The organism is Olsenella uli, assembly GCF_016900775.1.
Classification (GTDB): Bacteria; Actinomycetota; Coriobacteriia; order Coriobacteriales; family Atopobiaceae; genus Thermophilibacter; species Thermophilibacter uli_A.
In genome coordinates this window covers 33,407-49,153 of the sequence record NZ_JACJKN010000013.1, presented here as the reverse complement: position 1 = coordinate 49,153, position 15,747 = coordinate 33,407, and the positions used below count along the sequence as shown (strand labels likewise).

General features: G+C 65.9%; 8 protein-coding genes. 7 read left to right on the top strand and 1 reads right to left on the bottom strand.

Translation table 11 applies throughout. From position 1 onward, the window contains the following. Positions 1-10: 10 nt before the first annotated feature. From H6A23_RS08390 to tsaD, 6 genes are all read left to right on the top strand, one after another. On the top strand, positions 11-1,324 hold the full coding sequence (locus tag H6A23_RS08390; RefSeq protein ID WP_204831745.1) for a sensor histidine kinase: 1,314 nt from the start codon (positions 11-13) through the stop codon (positions 1,322-1,324). Between the two features lie 39 nt (positions 1,325-1,363). Further along, positions 1,364-2,098, top strand: coding sequence for a LytR/AlgR family response regulator transcription factor (locus H6A23_RS08385; RefSeq protein WP_204831744.1), 735 nt, complete (start codon positions 1,364-1,366; stop codon positions 2,096-2,098). 322 nt (positions 2,099-2,420) lie between these two features. Then, positions 2,421-6,206 carry a glycoside hydrolase family 3 C-terminal domain-containing protein gene (locus H6A23_RS08380; protein ID WP_204831743.1) on the top strand — a complete coding sequence of 1,262 codons (3,786 nt, stop codon included), beginning with the start codon at positions 2,421-2,423 and terminating at the stop codon, positions 6,204-6,206. Positions 6,207-6,290: 84 nt separating this feature from the next. Then, positions 6,291-9,344, top strand: coding sequence for a glycoside hydrolase family 3 C-terminal domain-containing protein (locus tag H6A23_RS08375; RefSeq protein ID WP_204831742.1), 3,054 nt, complete (start codon positions 6,291-6,293; stop codon positions 9,342-9,344). A gap of 96 nt (positions 9,345-9,440) precedes the next feature. Beyond that, entirely contained in the window at positions 9,441-10,361 is a 921-nt protein-coding gene (locus tag H6A23_RS08370; protein ID WP_204831741.1) for an alpha/beta hydrolase, read from the top strand. 129 nt (positions 10,362-10,490) lie between these two features. Further along, positions 10,491-12,947: a tRNA (adenosine(37)-N6)-threonylcarbamoyltransferase complex transferase subunit TsaD gene (tsaD, locus tag H6A23_RS08365; protein ID WP_204831740.1), complete on the top strand. Its 2,457-nt coding sequence runs from the start codon at positions 10,491-10,493 to the stop codon at positions 12,945-12,947. Positions 12,948-13,170: 223 nt separating this feature from the next. Here the strand turns inward: tsaD and H6A23_RS08360 are convergent, their stop codons facing one another. Next, positions 13,171-14,457, bottom strand: a complete 1,287-nt coding sequence (locus tag H6A23_RS08360) for a serine dehydratase subunit alpha family protein (RefSeq protein ID WP_204831739.1) — start codon at positions 14,455-14,457, stop codon at positions 13,171-13,173. 278 nt (positions 14,458-14,735) lie between these two features. On the opposite strand from H6A23_RS08360, the gene H6A23_RS08355 reads away from it, so the two are divergent. Beyond that, positions 14,736-15,668 carry a transporter substrate-binding domain-containing protein gene (locus H6A23_RS08355; protein ID WP_204831738.1) on the top strand — a complete coding sequence of 311 codons (933 nt, stop codon included), beginning with the start codon at positions 14,736-14,738 and terminating at the stop codon, positions 15,666-15,668. Positions 15,669-15,747: the final 79 nt, after the last annotated feature.

Below are 15,747 nucleotides of genomic sequence, written 5' to 3'. Positions count from 1 at the left end.
GCGAAGGGGTATGGGCGAGCTGCTGCAGGCCTTCACGACCACGCTCGCGGCGAGCGTCGAGTCGCTCTACAACCTTGCCTGGGCAGCGGCGCTCGTTCTTCTCCTCACCAAGTTCCACGGCGCCGGCAGGCGGCTGCTCTGGCTCCTGCCGCTGCGCCTCGCGATCGCGCTGCCCGTGGTGTGGCTGCTCGGCACCGTGAGCGACCTCATCTTTCCCAACTCCATCACGTGGACCGTCGCACCGGCCGTGGTCTGCGGGGCCATCTTCTGGGACCGCAAGACGCCGGCGCAGCTCGTGCGCATAGGGCTCGTCATCTGCGCATGGCTCTACTCGCTCTCCGTTGCCGACATGATCAACGCGGAGCTCCAGGGCGGTATCGAGCTCGCGTCGGTCACCTCGCTCGCGTACATGCTCCTGCTGCGCACGGCCCTCGTCGTGCTGGAGCGCCACAACTCGCTCGATGATGACAACGTCTCGCTCTCCTTTGTCATCCCGGTACTCATCGTCTGCGCGTCGGGCCTCGCCGAGCGCGCCATCCTCTACCTCCGCTCGGACTTCGGCCTCGTCTACTACTCGGCGAGCACGCTCGAGAGCTTCCTCACCTGCGTCAACGGCCAGCTTGCGGAGCTCGTGGTGTACTGGGCCGTCCTGCGGCTCGCGCGCGAGCTGCGCGAGAAGGAGCGCATCCAGGCGGAGCGCCACCTCATGGAAGGCCGCTACCAGGCGCTCGTCGCCTATCGCGAGAGCGGGGAGAGCCTGCGGCGCCTCCGCCACGAGGTGAAGAACCAGTACGCCTACATCCGCATGCTGCTCGAGCAGAAGGACTACGATCGCGCGGAGGAGTTCTTCGGAGAGATGTCGCTGCGCGCCAACCCCACGTTCTCCATGGTGGCCACCGGAAACGACCTTGTGGACGACATCGTGAACATAGAGATCGCCAAGGCCCGTTCCGCCGGCGTGGAGATCAGCGCGCGCATCGCGGTTCCGCCCGAGCTGCCCTACGAGGAGATTGACCTCTGCAGCCTGCTCATGAACCTGCTCGACAACGCCATCGAGGCCTGCGCGGAGAGCGGCGAGAAGAACGTGCGCCTGGGGATCGTGGCCGACCAGGGGGCGCTTGCGGTGACGGTGGTGAACCCCTCCTCGCACGAGCCCCGGCGCAGCGAGGCGGGAACGCTCGTGACCACGAAGAAGGACCCCGAGGGCCACGGGCACGGCACCTCGATCGTGCGGGCGGTCGCCGAGAAGTACGACGGTGCCGCCGACTTTGCGTACTACGACGGAGAGTTTGTGGCTAGGGTTATGCTTGCGCTGCCCACGTAGGCGGCGCGTGGGGCGGGAGGCCCCGGGGACGGGAGGGACATGCTTCAGTATCACGTTGCCGTCTGCGACGACGAGCGCTTCGCCGCGGACGCCATAGCCACGGCCGCCGAGCGCGAGCTCTCCCTTCGCGGCGCGCAGGCCGAGCTCGAGGTCTACACTGTGCTCGAGGACCTGGCCAAGCGGATGGACTCCGTGGGCTTTGACCTCGTTCTTCTCGACATCGAGATGCCGGGCATCGACGGCATCCAGTTTGGGCGCGCGCTGCGCGAGATCGGCTTTGGGACGGACATCATCTACGTGTCCAACAGCGAGGACCGGGTCTTCGAGTCGCTCTCCCTGCGGCCGATAGGCTTTGTGCGGAAGAGCCACTTCAACCAGGACATGGCGGAGGCCGTGGAGACCTTCGTCCGCGAGCGCCGCAAGACGAGCACCAACCGCACCATCACCCTCAAGATGGCGCATGCCATGGGGACGTTCTCCGTCGATGACATCGCCTACGTGGAGGCGCATCGGCGCGAGAAGGTCGTGCATCTGGCCAACGGGCGCACCGAGGAGGTCCTCACGACCCTCGACGAGATGGGGGAGAAGCTCGCGCCGTTTGGGTTCTACCGCGTCCACAAGGGCTACCTCGTCAACTTTGCGCACGTGCGACAGCTCACGCCGCAGGGCTTCGTGGTGGGGCGCGACCTCGTGCCCATCGGCCGCTCCAAGGTGGCCGACGCCCGCCGCGCCTACATGGACTACCTGAACGACAAGAACTCGATCATGCTGTGATGCCTAAAAGGGGACAGGCCCCTTTTAGGCGACCCCATTTTAGGCGCCGCTCACCGGTGATTTCAGACCGTCTGCGACCAGCGGTTTATTGCAGTTGGTAACGTAAATCGCGCCGTTGGTGACCTGAGGGAACTTTGGTGCGACACGCTCTGCAGTCTGGCGCGCGCTCCGCTTGGCCACCTTTCAGCTTCCTATCGTAGAGCTCGGAGGCTTCTGGCCTCTCCCTCCCTTCCCTGGCCGGCCCCTGGGAGAGGGGATGGGGTCACGTCCCGCCGCAGGGCGGGTGAAGGGCGCCCGAGAGGGCCATAGGAAGGGAAGCAAGATGAGAAGAACGTGGAAGGGAATCTCGCGCAGGGGCTTTGTCCTGGGCACCGCGGCGGCCGCCGTCATGGCGGGGCTGGCGGGCTGCCAGACGTCTGGCGGCGGGCAGGCTCCGGCAACAACCGAGGAGTCCGTCGCACCTACGCCGGTGACGGAGGGCGAAATCTACTACAAGAGTGATTACGACTACTCCTTGGAGGGGGAGCAGAAGCTCGCTGCTGACCAGGCGGACTTCTTTTACCGCACGGTTCACGAGGGCACCGTTCTGCTCAAGAACGAGGGCGTCGTGCTGCCTCTCTCCCCTGAGGACGGAAAGGTGACGGCGTTCGGAAACGCCGGTCCGCGTTTCATGACCGGTCTCGACGACGCCATGAAGGACGCGGGCTTCACCTTTGACGATGCTGCGTGGAAGTTCTTCGAAGAGGGCCCCCAGAACTCGAACAGCTGGGAGGTCAACGAGAACTCCTGGACGGACATCGAAACTGCACCGTTCTTCTCCGAGTTGGGCGGCGTTGCCATTGTCTTTCTCGGCAGGACCTGCCATGAGGGGTGTGACGCCCAGTGGTACGAGGACCATGACTACTTGGCGCTCTCGCAGGAGGAGAAGGACATGCTTAACGGGGTCGCGGAGCTCCGTCGCGGCGGCACCTTCTCCAAGATGATCGTCTCACTCTCGATGTCGAACATCGTGAGCTGGGAGGACGGCCCCTGGTCCGATGCCATCGATGCTATCCTCTGGGTGGGCAACGTTAGCTTCACCAACTACGAGAAGGCCCTCCCGCTCGGGGGCGCGGCTTTCGCCGAGGTCCTAAGCGGTGCGGCCAACCCCTCCGGTCGCATGCCGGACACCATCTACAAGAACAACCGCCTCAATCCTGTCATGGTCAACTTCGGTCGCATCGACGCCGATCTCTCCCAGGTCTCTGACGAGAAGATTGAGGAGGTTACCCGCACCTACGACGAGTGGAAGCCCGGCAACGACATCGGTCACTACTGGCGTCGCAACTACGTGTACGCTGAGGGAATTTACGTGGGCTATCGCTATCCCGAGACGCGCTATGAGGACAAGGTGCTCGGCCAAGGCAACGCCGGGGACTTCGACTATGACGCCTATGTGGCTTATCCGTTTGGCTATGGCCTCTCTTACACGACTTTCTCGTTCTCTGATCTCGCGCTCGAGGAGACAGATGACTCCTTCACGGTAAGCGTGACCGTGACCAACACGGGGAACGTGGCGGGCAAGGTCTCTGTGCCTGTGTATGTGCAAAGCCCCTATACCGATTATGACCGCGAGAATGGTGTGGAGAAGGCCTCCGTTGAGCTTAAGGGGTACGAGAAGACGCAGGACCTCGAGCCGGGCGCCTCGGAGCAGGTGAGCATTACCATTGCACGAAAGGAGCTCGCCTCCTTTGACGCCAACGGCGCGAAGACCTACATCCTCGATGCGGGTGACTACTACTTTACTGTGGCCAATTCCGCGCACGAGGCTATCAACAACATCCTTGCCGCCAAGGGAAAGACGGTTGCGGACGGCATGACCGCCGATGGCGACCAGGGCATGGTCATGGTGTGGTCCAATCCTGACTTCGACGCTGAGAGCTGCGCCGTCTCGGTCACGGGTAAGGAGATAACGACCCTTTTCGACGAATGGGACCCGAATAAGAACTCCATGGTCGGTGCCCTCAACAACGTCACGTGGCTCTCTCGCTCCGACTGGGAGGGAACGTTCCCAAAGCGGGCGTCGAGCGTTGTCTACACGGAGGAGCTCGCAGACCTGGCCCTCCCCTTCACGTACCAGGCGGGCTCCGGCGACGCCTCGTCCGTTCCTACCCACGAGTTCGGTAAGACTGAGAACGACGTGGTTCTCGTTGACATGCACGGTAAGGACTACGATGACCCCAACTGGGAGAAGCTCGTCTCCAAGCTCACGTACGAGGAAATGGCGAACTTCATTATCAACTCCGAGAACCCCACGCCCATCGTGGGCAAGCCGGGCACGGAGAGCCGCGACGGCTCGCTTGGGTGGGGTGGCTCGAGCGGCGATGCCTGCGTGGCGTCTGGCCTTACGATTGATCAGTGGCCGACTAAAGACGTTGTTGCCGCAACGTTCAGTACCGAGATTAATGAGGGCATCGGCAGGTTTGCCGGCGAGGACATGCTCCACTCTTCCACGCGCGACGTCCGTAACGTTTCCCTCCTTGGGTGGAGCTGCGGCACGCATCGCGCCCCGTACTCTGGTCGTAACCTCGAGTACTTCTCCGAGGACCCGTATCTGGGCGGTCGCTCCTGTGCCGAGGAAACACGCGGCGTTCAGGAGAAGGGTGGTCTTGTTTATCTCAAGCACGTCGTTGGCAATGACCAGGAGGAGTTCCGCCACGCCGTAACCTCATGGAGCAACGAGCAGGCCATGCGCGAGATCTATCTCCGTCAGTTTGAGAAAGCGGTCGTCGAGGGCAGCGCTACCGGTCTCATGACGAGCTTCAACCGCCTTGGCATGACGTGGGCCGGCGAGAGCCCCGAGCTGCTTCACGAGTTCCTTGAGGGTGAACTGGGCTATACGGGAACCACCATCACGGATAACTTTGAGGGTTCCTTCATGGATGCCATCGATGGTCTAATCAATGGCAACCACCTGTGGCTCTTCGCGGGCAACTACGAGCACAATGTTGTCTGCAACGACATTCTTCTCCAGGACGACTACAAGAATGACCCCGTCATTCAGGACGCCTTGTTCGAGGCTGTACACCGAGCGCTTTATAACTTCGCCAACTCCTCGGCGGTCAACGGGCTGACGCACGACTCCACGTTTGGGACGGATACCCCACTGCTCGTTTCCAACTCCGAGAACGGCCTTGCACCGACATCTTTCTATGCAGACAAGAACTTCGTAGCGGACTACAAGAAGCCTCGCGAGCGTATGCGCGGAACGTGGGACTACTCTGACGAGAAGGGTCTCACGCTGACCGCCTTGGACGGGACCACTCTTGAGGTGACGTCCGAGAACGGGCTCTTCACTTGGAGCGTGCCGATTGCCGGACAGGAGGTCGCCAATACTGTTTCTGCCTACGAACTTGCCACGGTGTGCAACGAGAGCCTCGGTGGGATGTTTGCGACAGGCGACCAGCCCGCATACACCCTTTCATTTGCCGCTGGGAACGACGCGGTCTCCGGTAACGACCCCGCCCGGGTGACCTTCAGCCGTGGCGTGGCGGTGACGCTGCCCGAATGCCCCTACTCCGGAGAGCATCTCGAGTTCCAGGGGTGGACAATCGACGGCGAGACCTATGAAGCTGGCGCTGAGTTCGTGCCTGACATGTACGCTGATGCTACGGCTGAGGGGGCGTGGGGCGTCAAGGTGCTCGCGACCGCAGAGACGCTCGATGACTACCGATACACCTACGTACAGGCTGCGGGCGTCCCACTCGTGCTCTATGCCGATGGAACGCTCGAGCTGGGTAAGAGCGGATCCGGCTTCTACGCGGGCTCTTGGGAGGTTGCGGGATCTGGCTCCGGTGTCGCTACCCTCACGCTGATGAACGAAGCCGGTGCGGCCGTTGACGCCAAGGGAGAGGATGGCAAGCTCGTCTACGCGCAGGAGGGCTTCATCAACGACTGGCACCAGCCCGATCGCGGCTATGGAAGCGGCGTCTTCAAGGCGGGCCTTACTCACCGGATTGACCTCTCTGAGTTCATCGATGCGTATAACGCAGAGTTTGGGACCTCGTATGACTCGGTTGATGTCAAGAGTGGATCCGCTGCGTTCGCGGAACAAGTGAGCGAAGACTAGAGCACAACTTGATGGGTCGAGCCGGGGCGAGGGGTCCTTCTCGCCCTGGCCCGGCCCCATGCGTCATGAACGGAGAATCACCCCATGTCAGACAGCAAGACTAAGAAGAAGGGCGGCGCGGGCCGCATCGTGCGCCGCGTGATAGGCGCGGTGCTCGCCGTGGTGTTTGTCGCCCTCATCGTGGCGGCCAACGCCATCCTTCCCAACTACACGCAGGTCATCAACTCGTATCTTGGCGTCGAGCAGGGCTGGGACAACTCCGGCGTCAACACGGAGGGCCTTGACCTGGAGTACAACAAGGCGGACTACAGCCGCGAGGACCTTGCCACGCACGAGCAGGAGCTCGACAAGCAGATCGCGGCCGAGGGCATCGTCATGCTCGAGAACCGCGACGGCGCGCTGCCGGTGGCCGAGGGCACCACGCTCTCCTTTGTCGGCGGCAACTCGCGCTCCCTCGGCGCGGGGTCGGCGGGCATCCTCGCGTCCACGATGGGCGTCGAGGGCGAGACCGTGGACGCCGTGACGCCCGCGATGGAGGCGGCCGGCCTCAAGGTCAACCAGACGCTTGTGGAGTTCTACGCTTCCGGCGAGGGCTCCGAGTACGTGATGGGCCCGGGCTCCGTGAGCTACGGCGACGACGAGGACTTCTCCATCAACGAGTGCCCGCTCTCCGTGATGCAGGACGCCGGCGTGCTCGACTCGCTCGAGGGCACCACGCCCGTCTTCGTGCTCAAGCGCGTGGCCGGCGAGGGCCGCGACATGCCGCGCTCCATGTACAACCACGCCTCGAACGCCGAGGACCAGGCGCGCACCTACCTGGAACCGGACTCCACAGAGCTCGAGATCCTGCAGTACCTGAACGACAACTTCGACAACACCGTTCTTCTCGTTACCTCAAACAATGCCCTTGAGCTGGACTGGCTCGAGCAGTTCCCCAACATCAAGTCTGTGCTCTACGCGCCGTCCTTTGGCACCTACGGCATCGAGTCCCTCGCGCGCGTGCTCGTCGGCGACGTGAACCCCTCCGGCCGCACCAAGGACACCTTCGCCGCCAACCCGCTTGCCGCCCCCGCGGCGCAGAACTTCGGCGACTACCAGTACCTTGACGAGTCGGGCGAGCTCACCAAGTACAACTACGTGTCCTACGAGGAGGGCATCTACGTCGGGTATCGCTACTACGAGACCCGCTACGAGGACGCCGTGCTCGGCCAGGGCAATGCCGGCAACTTCAACTACGACGCCGAGGTCTGCTATCCCCTGGGATATGGCCTCTCCTACACCACCTTCGAGTGGTCCGACTTCCAGACCAGCTGGGACGGCGACGAGTGCACCGCGCGCGTGACGGTGACCAACGCCGGCGACGTTGCCGGCAAGGACGTGGTGGAGCTCTACGCGCAGTCCCCGTACACGGACTACGACCGCGCCAACGGCGTGGAGAAAGCCGCCGTCACCCTGGTGGGCTTTGCCAAGACGCAGCTCCTGGAGCCCGGCGAGTCCCAGACCGTGGAGATCAGCTTTGACGAGTCCCAGCTGGCGTCCTACGACTACCAGGGCGCCAAGACGTGGGTCCTCGACGCGGGCACCTACTACGTGACCGCCGGCCGCAACGCGCACGACGCGGTGAACAACGTGCTCGCCGCCAAGGGCGCGGCCGTCGAGGGCAACGTTGCCATGGCGGCCACCTACGTGCCCGACAACGCCGAGGTGGACACCACCACCTACGCCACGGACACGCTCACCGGCGAGGAGGTCACCAACCGCCTGGACGACGCCGCGGGCGGCCTCACCTACCTCACCCGCTCCGACTGGACGGGCACCTTCCCCACGCACGACGGCGAGCCCACCTCGCAGGTCTCCACCTGGGGCAACGAGATCAACGGCGACGACGGCGTGAGTTACACCTACGGCAAGACCGCCTCTGCCGACCTCATCGCCCAGCTCGACTCCACCGACTCGGGCAACCCCGACGTCCAGGCGTGGGAGGGCGACCTCGTCTACGGCGCCAAGAACGGCCTCACGCTCATCCAGATGCGCGGCCTCGCCTATGACGACCCGGCCTGGGACGACCTGCTCGACCAGCTGACGCCCGAGGACTACGACGTCCTCATCACGCAGGCGGGCTACGGCACCGACTACATCGCCTCCGTGGAGAAGCCCGCCGGCACCGACGCTGACTCGACCTCCGGCTGGAGCTGGGGCGGCATCGGCATGACCTTCTGCAACCCCGCCATGGTCGCGCAGACCTGGAACGTTGAGCTTGCCTACGAGCTGGGCCTCTGCATCGGTAACGAGTCGCTGCACGGTGGTGCCACCGGCTGGTACGCGCCTGCCATGAACATCAACCGCACCGCCTTCTCCGGCCGCGCGGGCGAGTACTTCTCCGAGGACGGGTTCCTCTCTGGCGCGCTGGCCTCCCAGGAGGTCAAGGGCGCTGCCGAGAAGGGCGTCTACACGCTCATCAAGCACTTTGCCTTCAACGACCAGGAGAACCACCGCGGCGACCGCACCGGCCAGTTCTCCATGGCGACCTGGCTCAACGAGCAGTCCGCGCGCGAGCTCTACCTGCGTCCCTTTGAGATGTGCATGAAGGTGGGCGACGTCGAGGTCAGCTACGTGAAGGACAACGGTGACGGCGCCTACGAGAACGCCACCACCACGATGGCGGCCTGCCAGGGCCTCATGACCGCCTTCAACCGCGTTGGCGCCACGTGGGTCGGCGGCGACTACGACCTCATCACCGGCATCGTCCGCACCGAGTGGGGCTTTGACGGCTGGATCATCACGGACAACGCGGACACGGGCGTCTTCATGAACGCGGGCCAGATGATCGAGTCCGGCGCGGACTCCAAGCTCACCGCGAGCGACCCCACCGACACCTGGACCTTTGACGAGAGCGACGCCACGCAGTACCGCTACGCGCGCGACGCCGTGCACCACCTGCTCTACGTGATGGCCAACACGCACTGCATGAACGGCGCCATGCCCGGCAGCCACTACACCTCCGGCGTGGGCGGCATGCAGAAGGCCGACCAGATCCGCTGGGGCATCACCGGCGTTGCCGCCGTGGGCCTGGTGGTGATCGCGGGCCTCACCGTCCGCGGCATCCTCAAGTCCCGCAAGGCCACCCCCGTTTCCTGACAAAGGTGTCAGGGTCGTTTGTCAGGTTTTCATCGGGGCGGCGGTCCGCATGGGCCGTCGCCCCGCTTCGTGGGCGTCGGGCATGAAGGAGGCATGATGAGGCAGGTCAAGGGCATTGTGGCGTTGCTGGCAACCGTGGCCGCGGCCGTGGTACTCGGGCTGGCGGCGTGCGGCCTCTCCGGCCACTTCAGCGCCGAGGACGCGGCGGGCTATGAGGTGAGCGAGCTTGAGCTCCATAACGGTGACGCCACCATATACGGCCAGCTCTATAGGCCTTCCCGCCCGAGGGAGGGTACTCCGTTCGTTGTGGTCTCCCATGGCTTTGGGGGAACCTGCGACGGCACCGCCGCGTATGCCCGACGCTTCGCCGAGGCGGGCGTGGCCTGCTACGCGTTCGACTTCTGCGGCGGCTCTGCGCACAGCAGGAGCGACGGCGACATCCGGGACATGTCCGTGCTGACGGAGGCGGACGACCTCGAGGCCGTAATGGACGGCCTGGTGGACCAGGGGTATGCGAGCGCGGGCGGCATCTGCCTGATGGGGGAGAGCCAGGGCGGCCTGGTCTCCGCCCTCGTTGCCGCGCGCCGCCCCGAGGACGTTGCCGGCCTCGTCCTGTTCTACCCCGCGCTCAGCATTCCCGATGACGCGCGCGAGCGCTTCGGGGACGCCACGGCCGTCCCCGATGAGGTGGAGGGGATCTTTGGCATCACGGTGGGCGGGCGCTACTACGAGGACATCCTCGGCCTCGACCCCTTTGTGCAGATCGGGGCCTACGCGGGGCCGGTCACGATCTATCACGGCGACAAGGACGACGTGGTGCCGATTGGCTATTCCCAGCGTGCGGCCAAGACCTACGAGAACGCCGTGCTTCACGAGGTCAGCGGCGCCGCCCACGGCTTTAGCGACGGGCAGCTGGACAGGATCTGCGCGGAGGCGGCCGATTTCATGGCGGCGCTCTACCGTCCGCGGCCCGAGGTTCTTCTCGTCGGGGGCTTTGACCTGCTTGACCTTCGTTGACTTCGCTGATTACTTTGCCGGAGCTTGTTCTGGGCTCTCCGCGTTTGCGCGAGCAAACTCCGGGTCATGCGCGTACCGGGCGGAGCGGCTACACTGGATGGGTTGAAACACCGAGCGAGAAGAGCCGCAATGAGCGAGAAGAACCTCGAGACCGCCGAGAAGATCGTCCTGGCCATAGACACCTCTACGGACATGCTGGCCTGCGCCGTCGGGCGCGTGGGCGCGGACGGAGCCGTGACGGTGCTGGCCGCGCGCGACCATATGTGTCGCCGTCAGGCCAACGTGGAGCTGGTGACCACGGCGCAGCAGGCGCTCGCCGACGCGGGCCTTGCGATGGGCGACCTGGACGCCGTGCTCGTGGGGCGTGGCCCGGGCTCGTTCACGGGCGTGCGGATTGGCATTGCCACGGCCAAGGGCCTTGCGTGCGGCGCGGGGCTTCCGCTCTATGGCACCTCCGCGCTCGACGCGATGGCGTGGTCGGCGTGGTCCGCGGGCGCGCGCGGCGTGCTCGCCGTGGCGGGAGACGCCATGCGCGGCGAGGTCTATCCCGGCATCTACGAGCTTGACGAGGCCGGTGCGCACCGCACCTTCCCGGCCGAGACCGTGCTCAAGGCGGATGCCTGCGTGGCCGCGTGGGCGGAGCGGGCCGATGCCGCCGGGCTTACGCTCACGGGCAACGGCCTGGCCAAGTACCGCGCCCGCTTTGAGGCCGCGGGGCTCGCGTCCTTCTCGCCCGAGAGGGCGTGGTACCCCACGGGCGAGGGGCTCTTGCGGGCTGCCGTGGAGGCTGGGGTCTTTGACGAGCAGCCCGGCGACCCGGCGCTGGTCCTGCCCATCTACACGCGCCTCTCTGACGCCGAGGAGGCGGAGCGCACGCGCCTTGGCCTCAAGAAGCCGGCGTCCGTCGAGCTCACCGGCGTGGACGACGCGCTTGCGGGCATCCACCTGCAGCTGCGCCCCATGACGGTGAACGATACCGCCGCCGTGGCCGCGCTCGAGGCGGCCGCCTACGAGGGCGCGGCGCACACGCCGTGGACGGAGAAGATGTTCTACGAGGAGCTCTCCCAGCCCGGTCGCAGCTGGTGGGTCGCGCATGACCAGGGGACCGTCATCGGCTTTGCGGGCGGCGTGCTCGCCGGCGCCGACTTCGAGGTCGAGGAGGTTGTCGTGGACGCGGCGCGCCGGCGCGAGGGCATCGCCACACGCCTCGTGGCGCGCGTGGCCTACGACGCGCAGATGCTCGGCGCGCAGACGATCTCGCTTGAGGTTGACGACAAGAACGAGCCCGCCCGCGCGCTCTACGGTGCGCTTGGCCTTGTGGAGGAGGGCCGTCGCCCGGGCTACTACGGCGCCGGCCACGATGCGCTCATCCTGCGCGCGCCGCTGCCGCTCGCGGCGGACGCCGTCATCGCGACCGGTCGTCCGGAGCCCGCGCCCTCCATCCGCCCGTGGCCCATCGTGCCCGGCGAGCGCACGCCCGAGGCCGCGGCCGCGCTGGCGGCGGCTGGCCCGCTCATCCTTACGATCGAGTCCTCCTGCGACGAGACCGCCATGGCCGTGACCGACTCCCATGGCGTGGTGTGCGCGAGCGTCGTGGCCACGCAGATCGACTTCCACGCGCGCTTTGGCGGCGTGGTGCCCGAGATTGCCTCCCGCAAGCACACCGAGGCCATCGTGGGCGTCTTCGAGGAGACGCTCGCGCGCGCCGGAGAGCACTTCGGCGTGGACACGCTGGCGCCTTCGGACCTCGCGGCTGTGGGCGTGACGGCGGGGCCGGGCCTGGTGGGTGCGCTCGTGGTGGGCGTGGCCTTTGCCAAGGGCCTCTGCGCGGCCGCCGACTTGCCGCTCATTGCCGTGCACCATCTCGAGGGCCACCTCATGGCCAACCTCTTCGAGACGCCGGACCTCGAGCCGCCCTTCGTGGCGAGCATCGTCTCCGGCGGCAACACCATGCTCGTGCACGTGCGCGCCTGGGGCGACTACGTGCTCCTGGGCGCCACGATCGACGACGCGGTGGGCGAGGCCTTCGACAAGGTGGCCAAGGCGCTCGGCCTGGGATACCCCGGCGGCCCCGTGATCTCCAAGCTCTCCGCGCAGGGTAACCCGCGCGCCATCCACTTCCCGCGCGCGATGATGCACAGCGGGGACTACAGCTTCAGTCTCTCCGGCCTCAAGACCGCCGTTATCACCTACATCGAGGGCGAGAACCGCGCCGGCCGTGCGATCAACCTGCCCGACCTTGCGGCGAGCTTCGAGGCCGCGGTCATTGACGTGCAGGTGGCCAAGGCGGTGACCGCGGTGGAGGAGACCGGCGTGACGGACTTCTGCGTCGGCGGTGGCGTGGCGGCCAACCCGGGCCTGCGCGCGGCGTACAAGGCGGCGCTGGAGAAGCGCGGCGTGCGCGTGACCGTGCCGCCCATGCGCGCCTGCGGCGACAACGCGGCGATGATCGGCATCGCGGCGCTCAGAAGCTACAACGCCGGGTCCTTCTCGCCCCTCACGCTGGACGCGGACCCCAACGCGCCGCTCGGCACCTGGTCCACGCCCGACGCCCCCGTCCCGCCCGTGTGGACCGTGCAAAAGTGACAGGCACTTTTGCACGCTTGACGCCTTGCCGAGAAGAACCGACCAGAACTCGCACGTAGTTCCGGAGCGTGCTGGTTGTGGTCACTTTGACCAGAAGAACCGACCGCAACCTGCACGTAGTTTCGGACGTGCAGGTTGCGGACGTTCTGGCGAGATGAGCCTACCCCTCCAAGGCGTCGATAACCGTGCAAAAGCGCCTGTCCCCTTTGCACGGTCTGCGCGTCTAGCACGCGCCGGACCCGCACATGAGCTCGATGATCGTCCGGTCGGTCTCGCGCATGCCCTGGGCCGCCAGAACGCCCACGTTGCGGATCGTGTTCTCCACGCCCTTGACCACGATTCCGTCGCCGCCGTAGAACTGCTTGCCCTGGCTCTGCATCTGCATGCCCAGAAGGCCGGCCTCCACCGCGCTCGCGATCTTGGCCGCGCAGCTCGCCTTGGCGCCGTCGCAGACCATGCCGGAGTCGATGGCGATGGCGTTGACCACGGTGTGCGAGATCTCTTCCGCGCGACCGCCGTAGAGGTAGGTGATGCCGGCCGCCGCGCCCGCGCCCGCGCTCGTGGCGCCGCAGTAGGCGGAGAGGCGTCCGATGCCGGTCTTGAGGTGGATGGTCACGAGGTTGGAGACCACCAGCGCCCGCAGCAGCTTCTCGTGGGGGACGCCCAGCTCATGTGCGTAGACGATCACGGGCACGCTCGCCGTGAGGCCCTGGTTGCCGCTGCCGGAATTGATGACCACGGGCAGCTCGCAGCCGCCCATGCGCGCGTCGGATCCTGCGGCGGCCCAGGCCTTGGCGCGGTTGGCCACGCCGTCGCCGTATGCGGAGAGCAGCACGCTTCCGATGTTGGCGCCCCACTCGCCCTCCAGACCCTCGCGCGCGATGGCCATGTTGCAGGCGATCTGTCGGCCAAGCAGCTGCTTCACGTCATCCAGCTCCACCGCGCCAGCAAACTCGACGATCTTCTTGATGGAAAGGCAGCCGCGGTCCGTCCCGGCGTCCTTCTCGCCTGCGGACTCCTCGAAGGGCTCGCTGAGAAGAACCTTTCCGTCGCGCTCCACGTGGATGACGTTGGTGTGCGAACCGGCGATCTCGCAGAGCGCCTCGTGGCCGTCACCCGAGACGCGCACCTGGATGTCGAAGATCCACGGGCGCTCGCTCGGCGAGACGCTGACCTCGTGCGTGGCGAGAAAATCGCGCATCGTGGCGATCTCTTCCCCGGTCACTCCGGCAAGCACCTCGAGCTTGGCGTCCGCGTCGCCCGCGACCACGCCCGCCGCTGCGGCGGCCTCGATGCCGCGCGCGCCGCCCGTGTTGGGCACGACGACGCTCTTCACGTTCTTGATGATGTTTGCCGAGGCGGCAACGCTCACGCGCTCGGGCAGCGCCCCGAGCGTCTGGCGCGCGAGCGCGGCACAGTAGGCCACGGCGATGGGCTCGGTGCAGCCCATCGCACAGACGAGCTCCTCCTCGAGAATGGCGACGTAGGCGTCGTAGGTCTCCTGGTCCATGGCACTCCTCCCGTGCAAAGGGCGTGCAAAGGGGACAGGCACTTTTGCACGCCCCGGGACCGTGCAAAAGTGCCTGTCCCCTTTGCACGCCCACCCGTTACGACGGTGTTTCTCAGCATACTATCAGCTCGCGCGACGGTCGCCGGCGCGCTATCCTCCCATGCCGTGCGCGTAACTTTCTCGCATCGGGTGCGCCCGCTTGCAAGGGGGAGGGGAATGGGTCCCCTCCGGTTGCGTCGCGCGGAAGGGGATTTCACACAAAAGGGAAAGGAACCACCATGAAGGCCACCCCCACGCACGTGTACGTATCTGAAAGAGTCTCTCGCCGCGACTTTCTCAAGCTGTCGAGCCTCGTGGCGGGCATGGGAGGCGTGATGGTCCTTTCCGGCTGCGGCCCCGCCGCGCAGGACTCCACCACGGATACCACCGACGAGCCGGCCGACGACGCCGCGGACACCACCGAGGCCGCCACGCTCGGCGACGGCGAGACCCTCCGCGTTGGCATGGAGGCCGCCTACGCCCCGTACAACTGGCAGGTCTCCGAGGAGTCCGAGTTCACCATCCCCATCGAGAACGTCTCCGGCGCCTACGCCGACGGCTACGACGTGCAGGTCGCCAAGCGCATCGCCGAGGCCCTGGGCATGGAGCCCGTGGCCGTGAAGCTCGACTTCGCCGGCCTCATCGACGCCCTCAACAACGGCCAGATCGACATCGTCTGCGCCGGCATGTCCGTGGACCCGGACCGCGCGCAGTCCGCCGACTTCTCCGACTCCTACATAGACGACGACATCGTCATGATCACCACGCAGGACTCTCCCTACGCTGGCGCCACGACCTTCGCCGACCTCGCGGGCGCGTCGGTCATGGGGCAGGCGGCCACCATGTACGACACGGTCATCGACCAGATCCCCGACATCAACCACATGACGCCGGGCGAGACCGTGCCCATCGTCGTGGAGAGCCTCGCCTCCGGCACGAGCGACGTCATCACCTACTCCATGCTCTCGGTGCCCAAGCTGCTCGAGACCTACCCCAACTTCGTGGAGCTTGAGATGGAGGACAAGTTCGAGGGCTCTGTCATGCCGGACAACGCAGCCATCGCCAAGGGCCAGGAGACTGTCCTCGAGCAGATCAACGAGGTCATCAACGCCATCCCCGAGGACGAGCGCCAGCAGATGTGGAACGACTGCATGGATCGCCAGCCGGCGTAGCGTGCAAAAGGGACAGTCACTTTTGCACATCGCGTAAGATAGGGGCGCGCGCCGCAGATGAGGGCGCGCGCCCGCACGC

What these genes read in the sequence shown, in the direction of transcription:
- H6A23_RS08390 (WP_204831745.1), top strand. Translation starts at nt 11, where the DNA reads ATGGGCGAGCTGCTGCAGGCCTTCACGACCACGCTCGCGGCGAGCGTC.
- H6A23_RS08385 (WP_204831744.1), top strand. Translation starts at nt 1,364, where the DNA reads ATGCTTCAGTATCACGTTGCCGTCTGCGACGACGAGCGCTTCGCCGCG.
- H6A23_RS08380 (WP_204831743.1), top strand. Translation starts at nt 2,421, where the DNA reads ATGAGAAGAACGTGGAAGGGAATCTCGCGCAGGGGCTTTGTCCTGGGC.
- H6A23_RS08375 (WP_204831742.1), top strand. Translation starts at nt 6,291, where the DNA reads ATGTCAGACAGCAAGACTAAGAAGAAGGGCGGCGCGGGCCGCATCGTG.
- H6A23_RS08370 (WP_204831741.1), top strand. Translation starts at nt 9,441, where the DNA reads ATGAGGCAGGTCAAGGGCATTGTGGCGTTGCTGGCAACCGTGGCCGCG.
- tsaD (WP_204831740.1), top strand. Translation starts at nt 10,491, where the DNA reads ATGAGCGAGAAGAACCTCGAGACCGCCGAGAAGATCGTCCTGGCCATA.
- H6A23_RS08360 (WP_204831739.1), bottom strand. Translation starts at nt 14,457, where the DNA reads ATGGACCAGGAGACCTACGACGCCTACGTCGCCATTCTCGAGGAGGAG.
- H6A23_RS08355 (WP_204831738.1), top strand. Translation starts at nt 14,736, where the DNA reads ATGAAGGCCACCCCCACGCACGTGTACGTATCTGAAAGAGTCTCTCGC.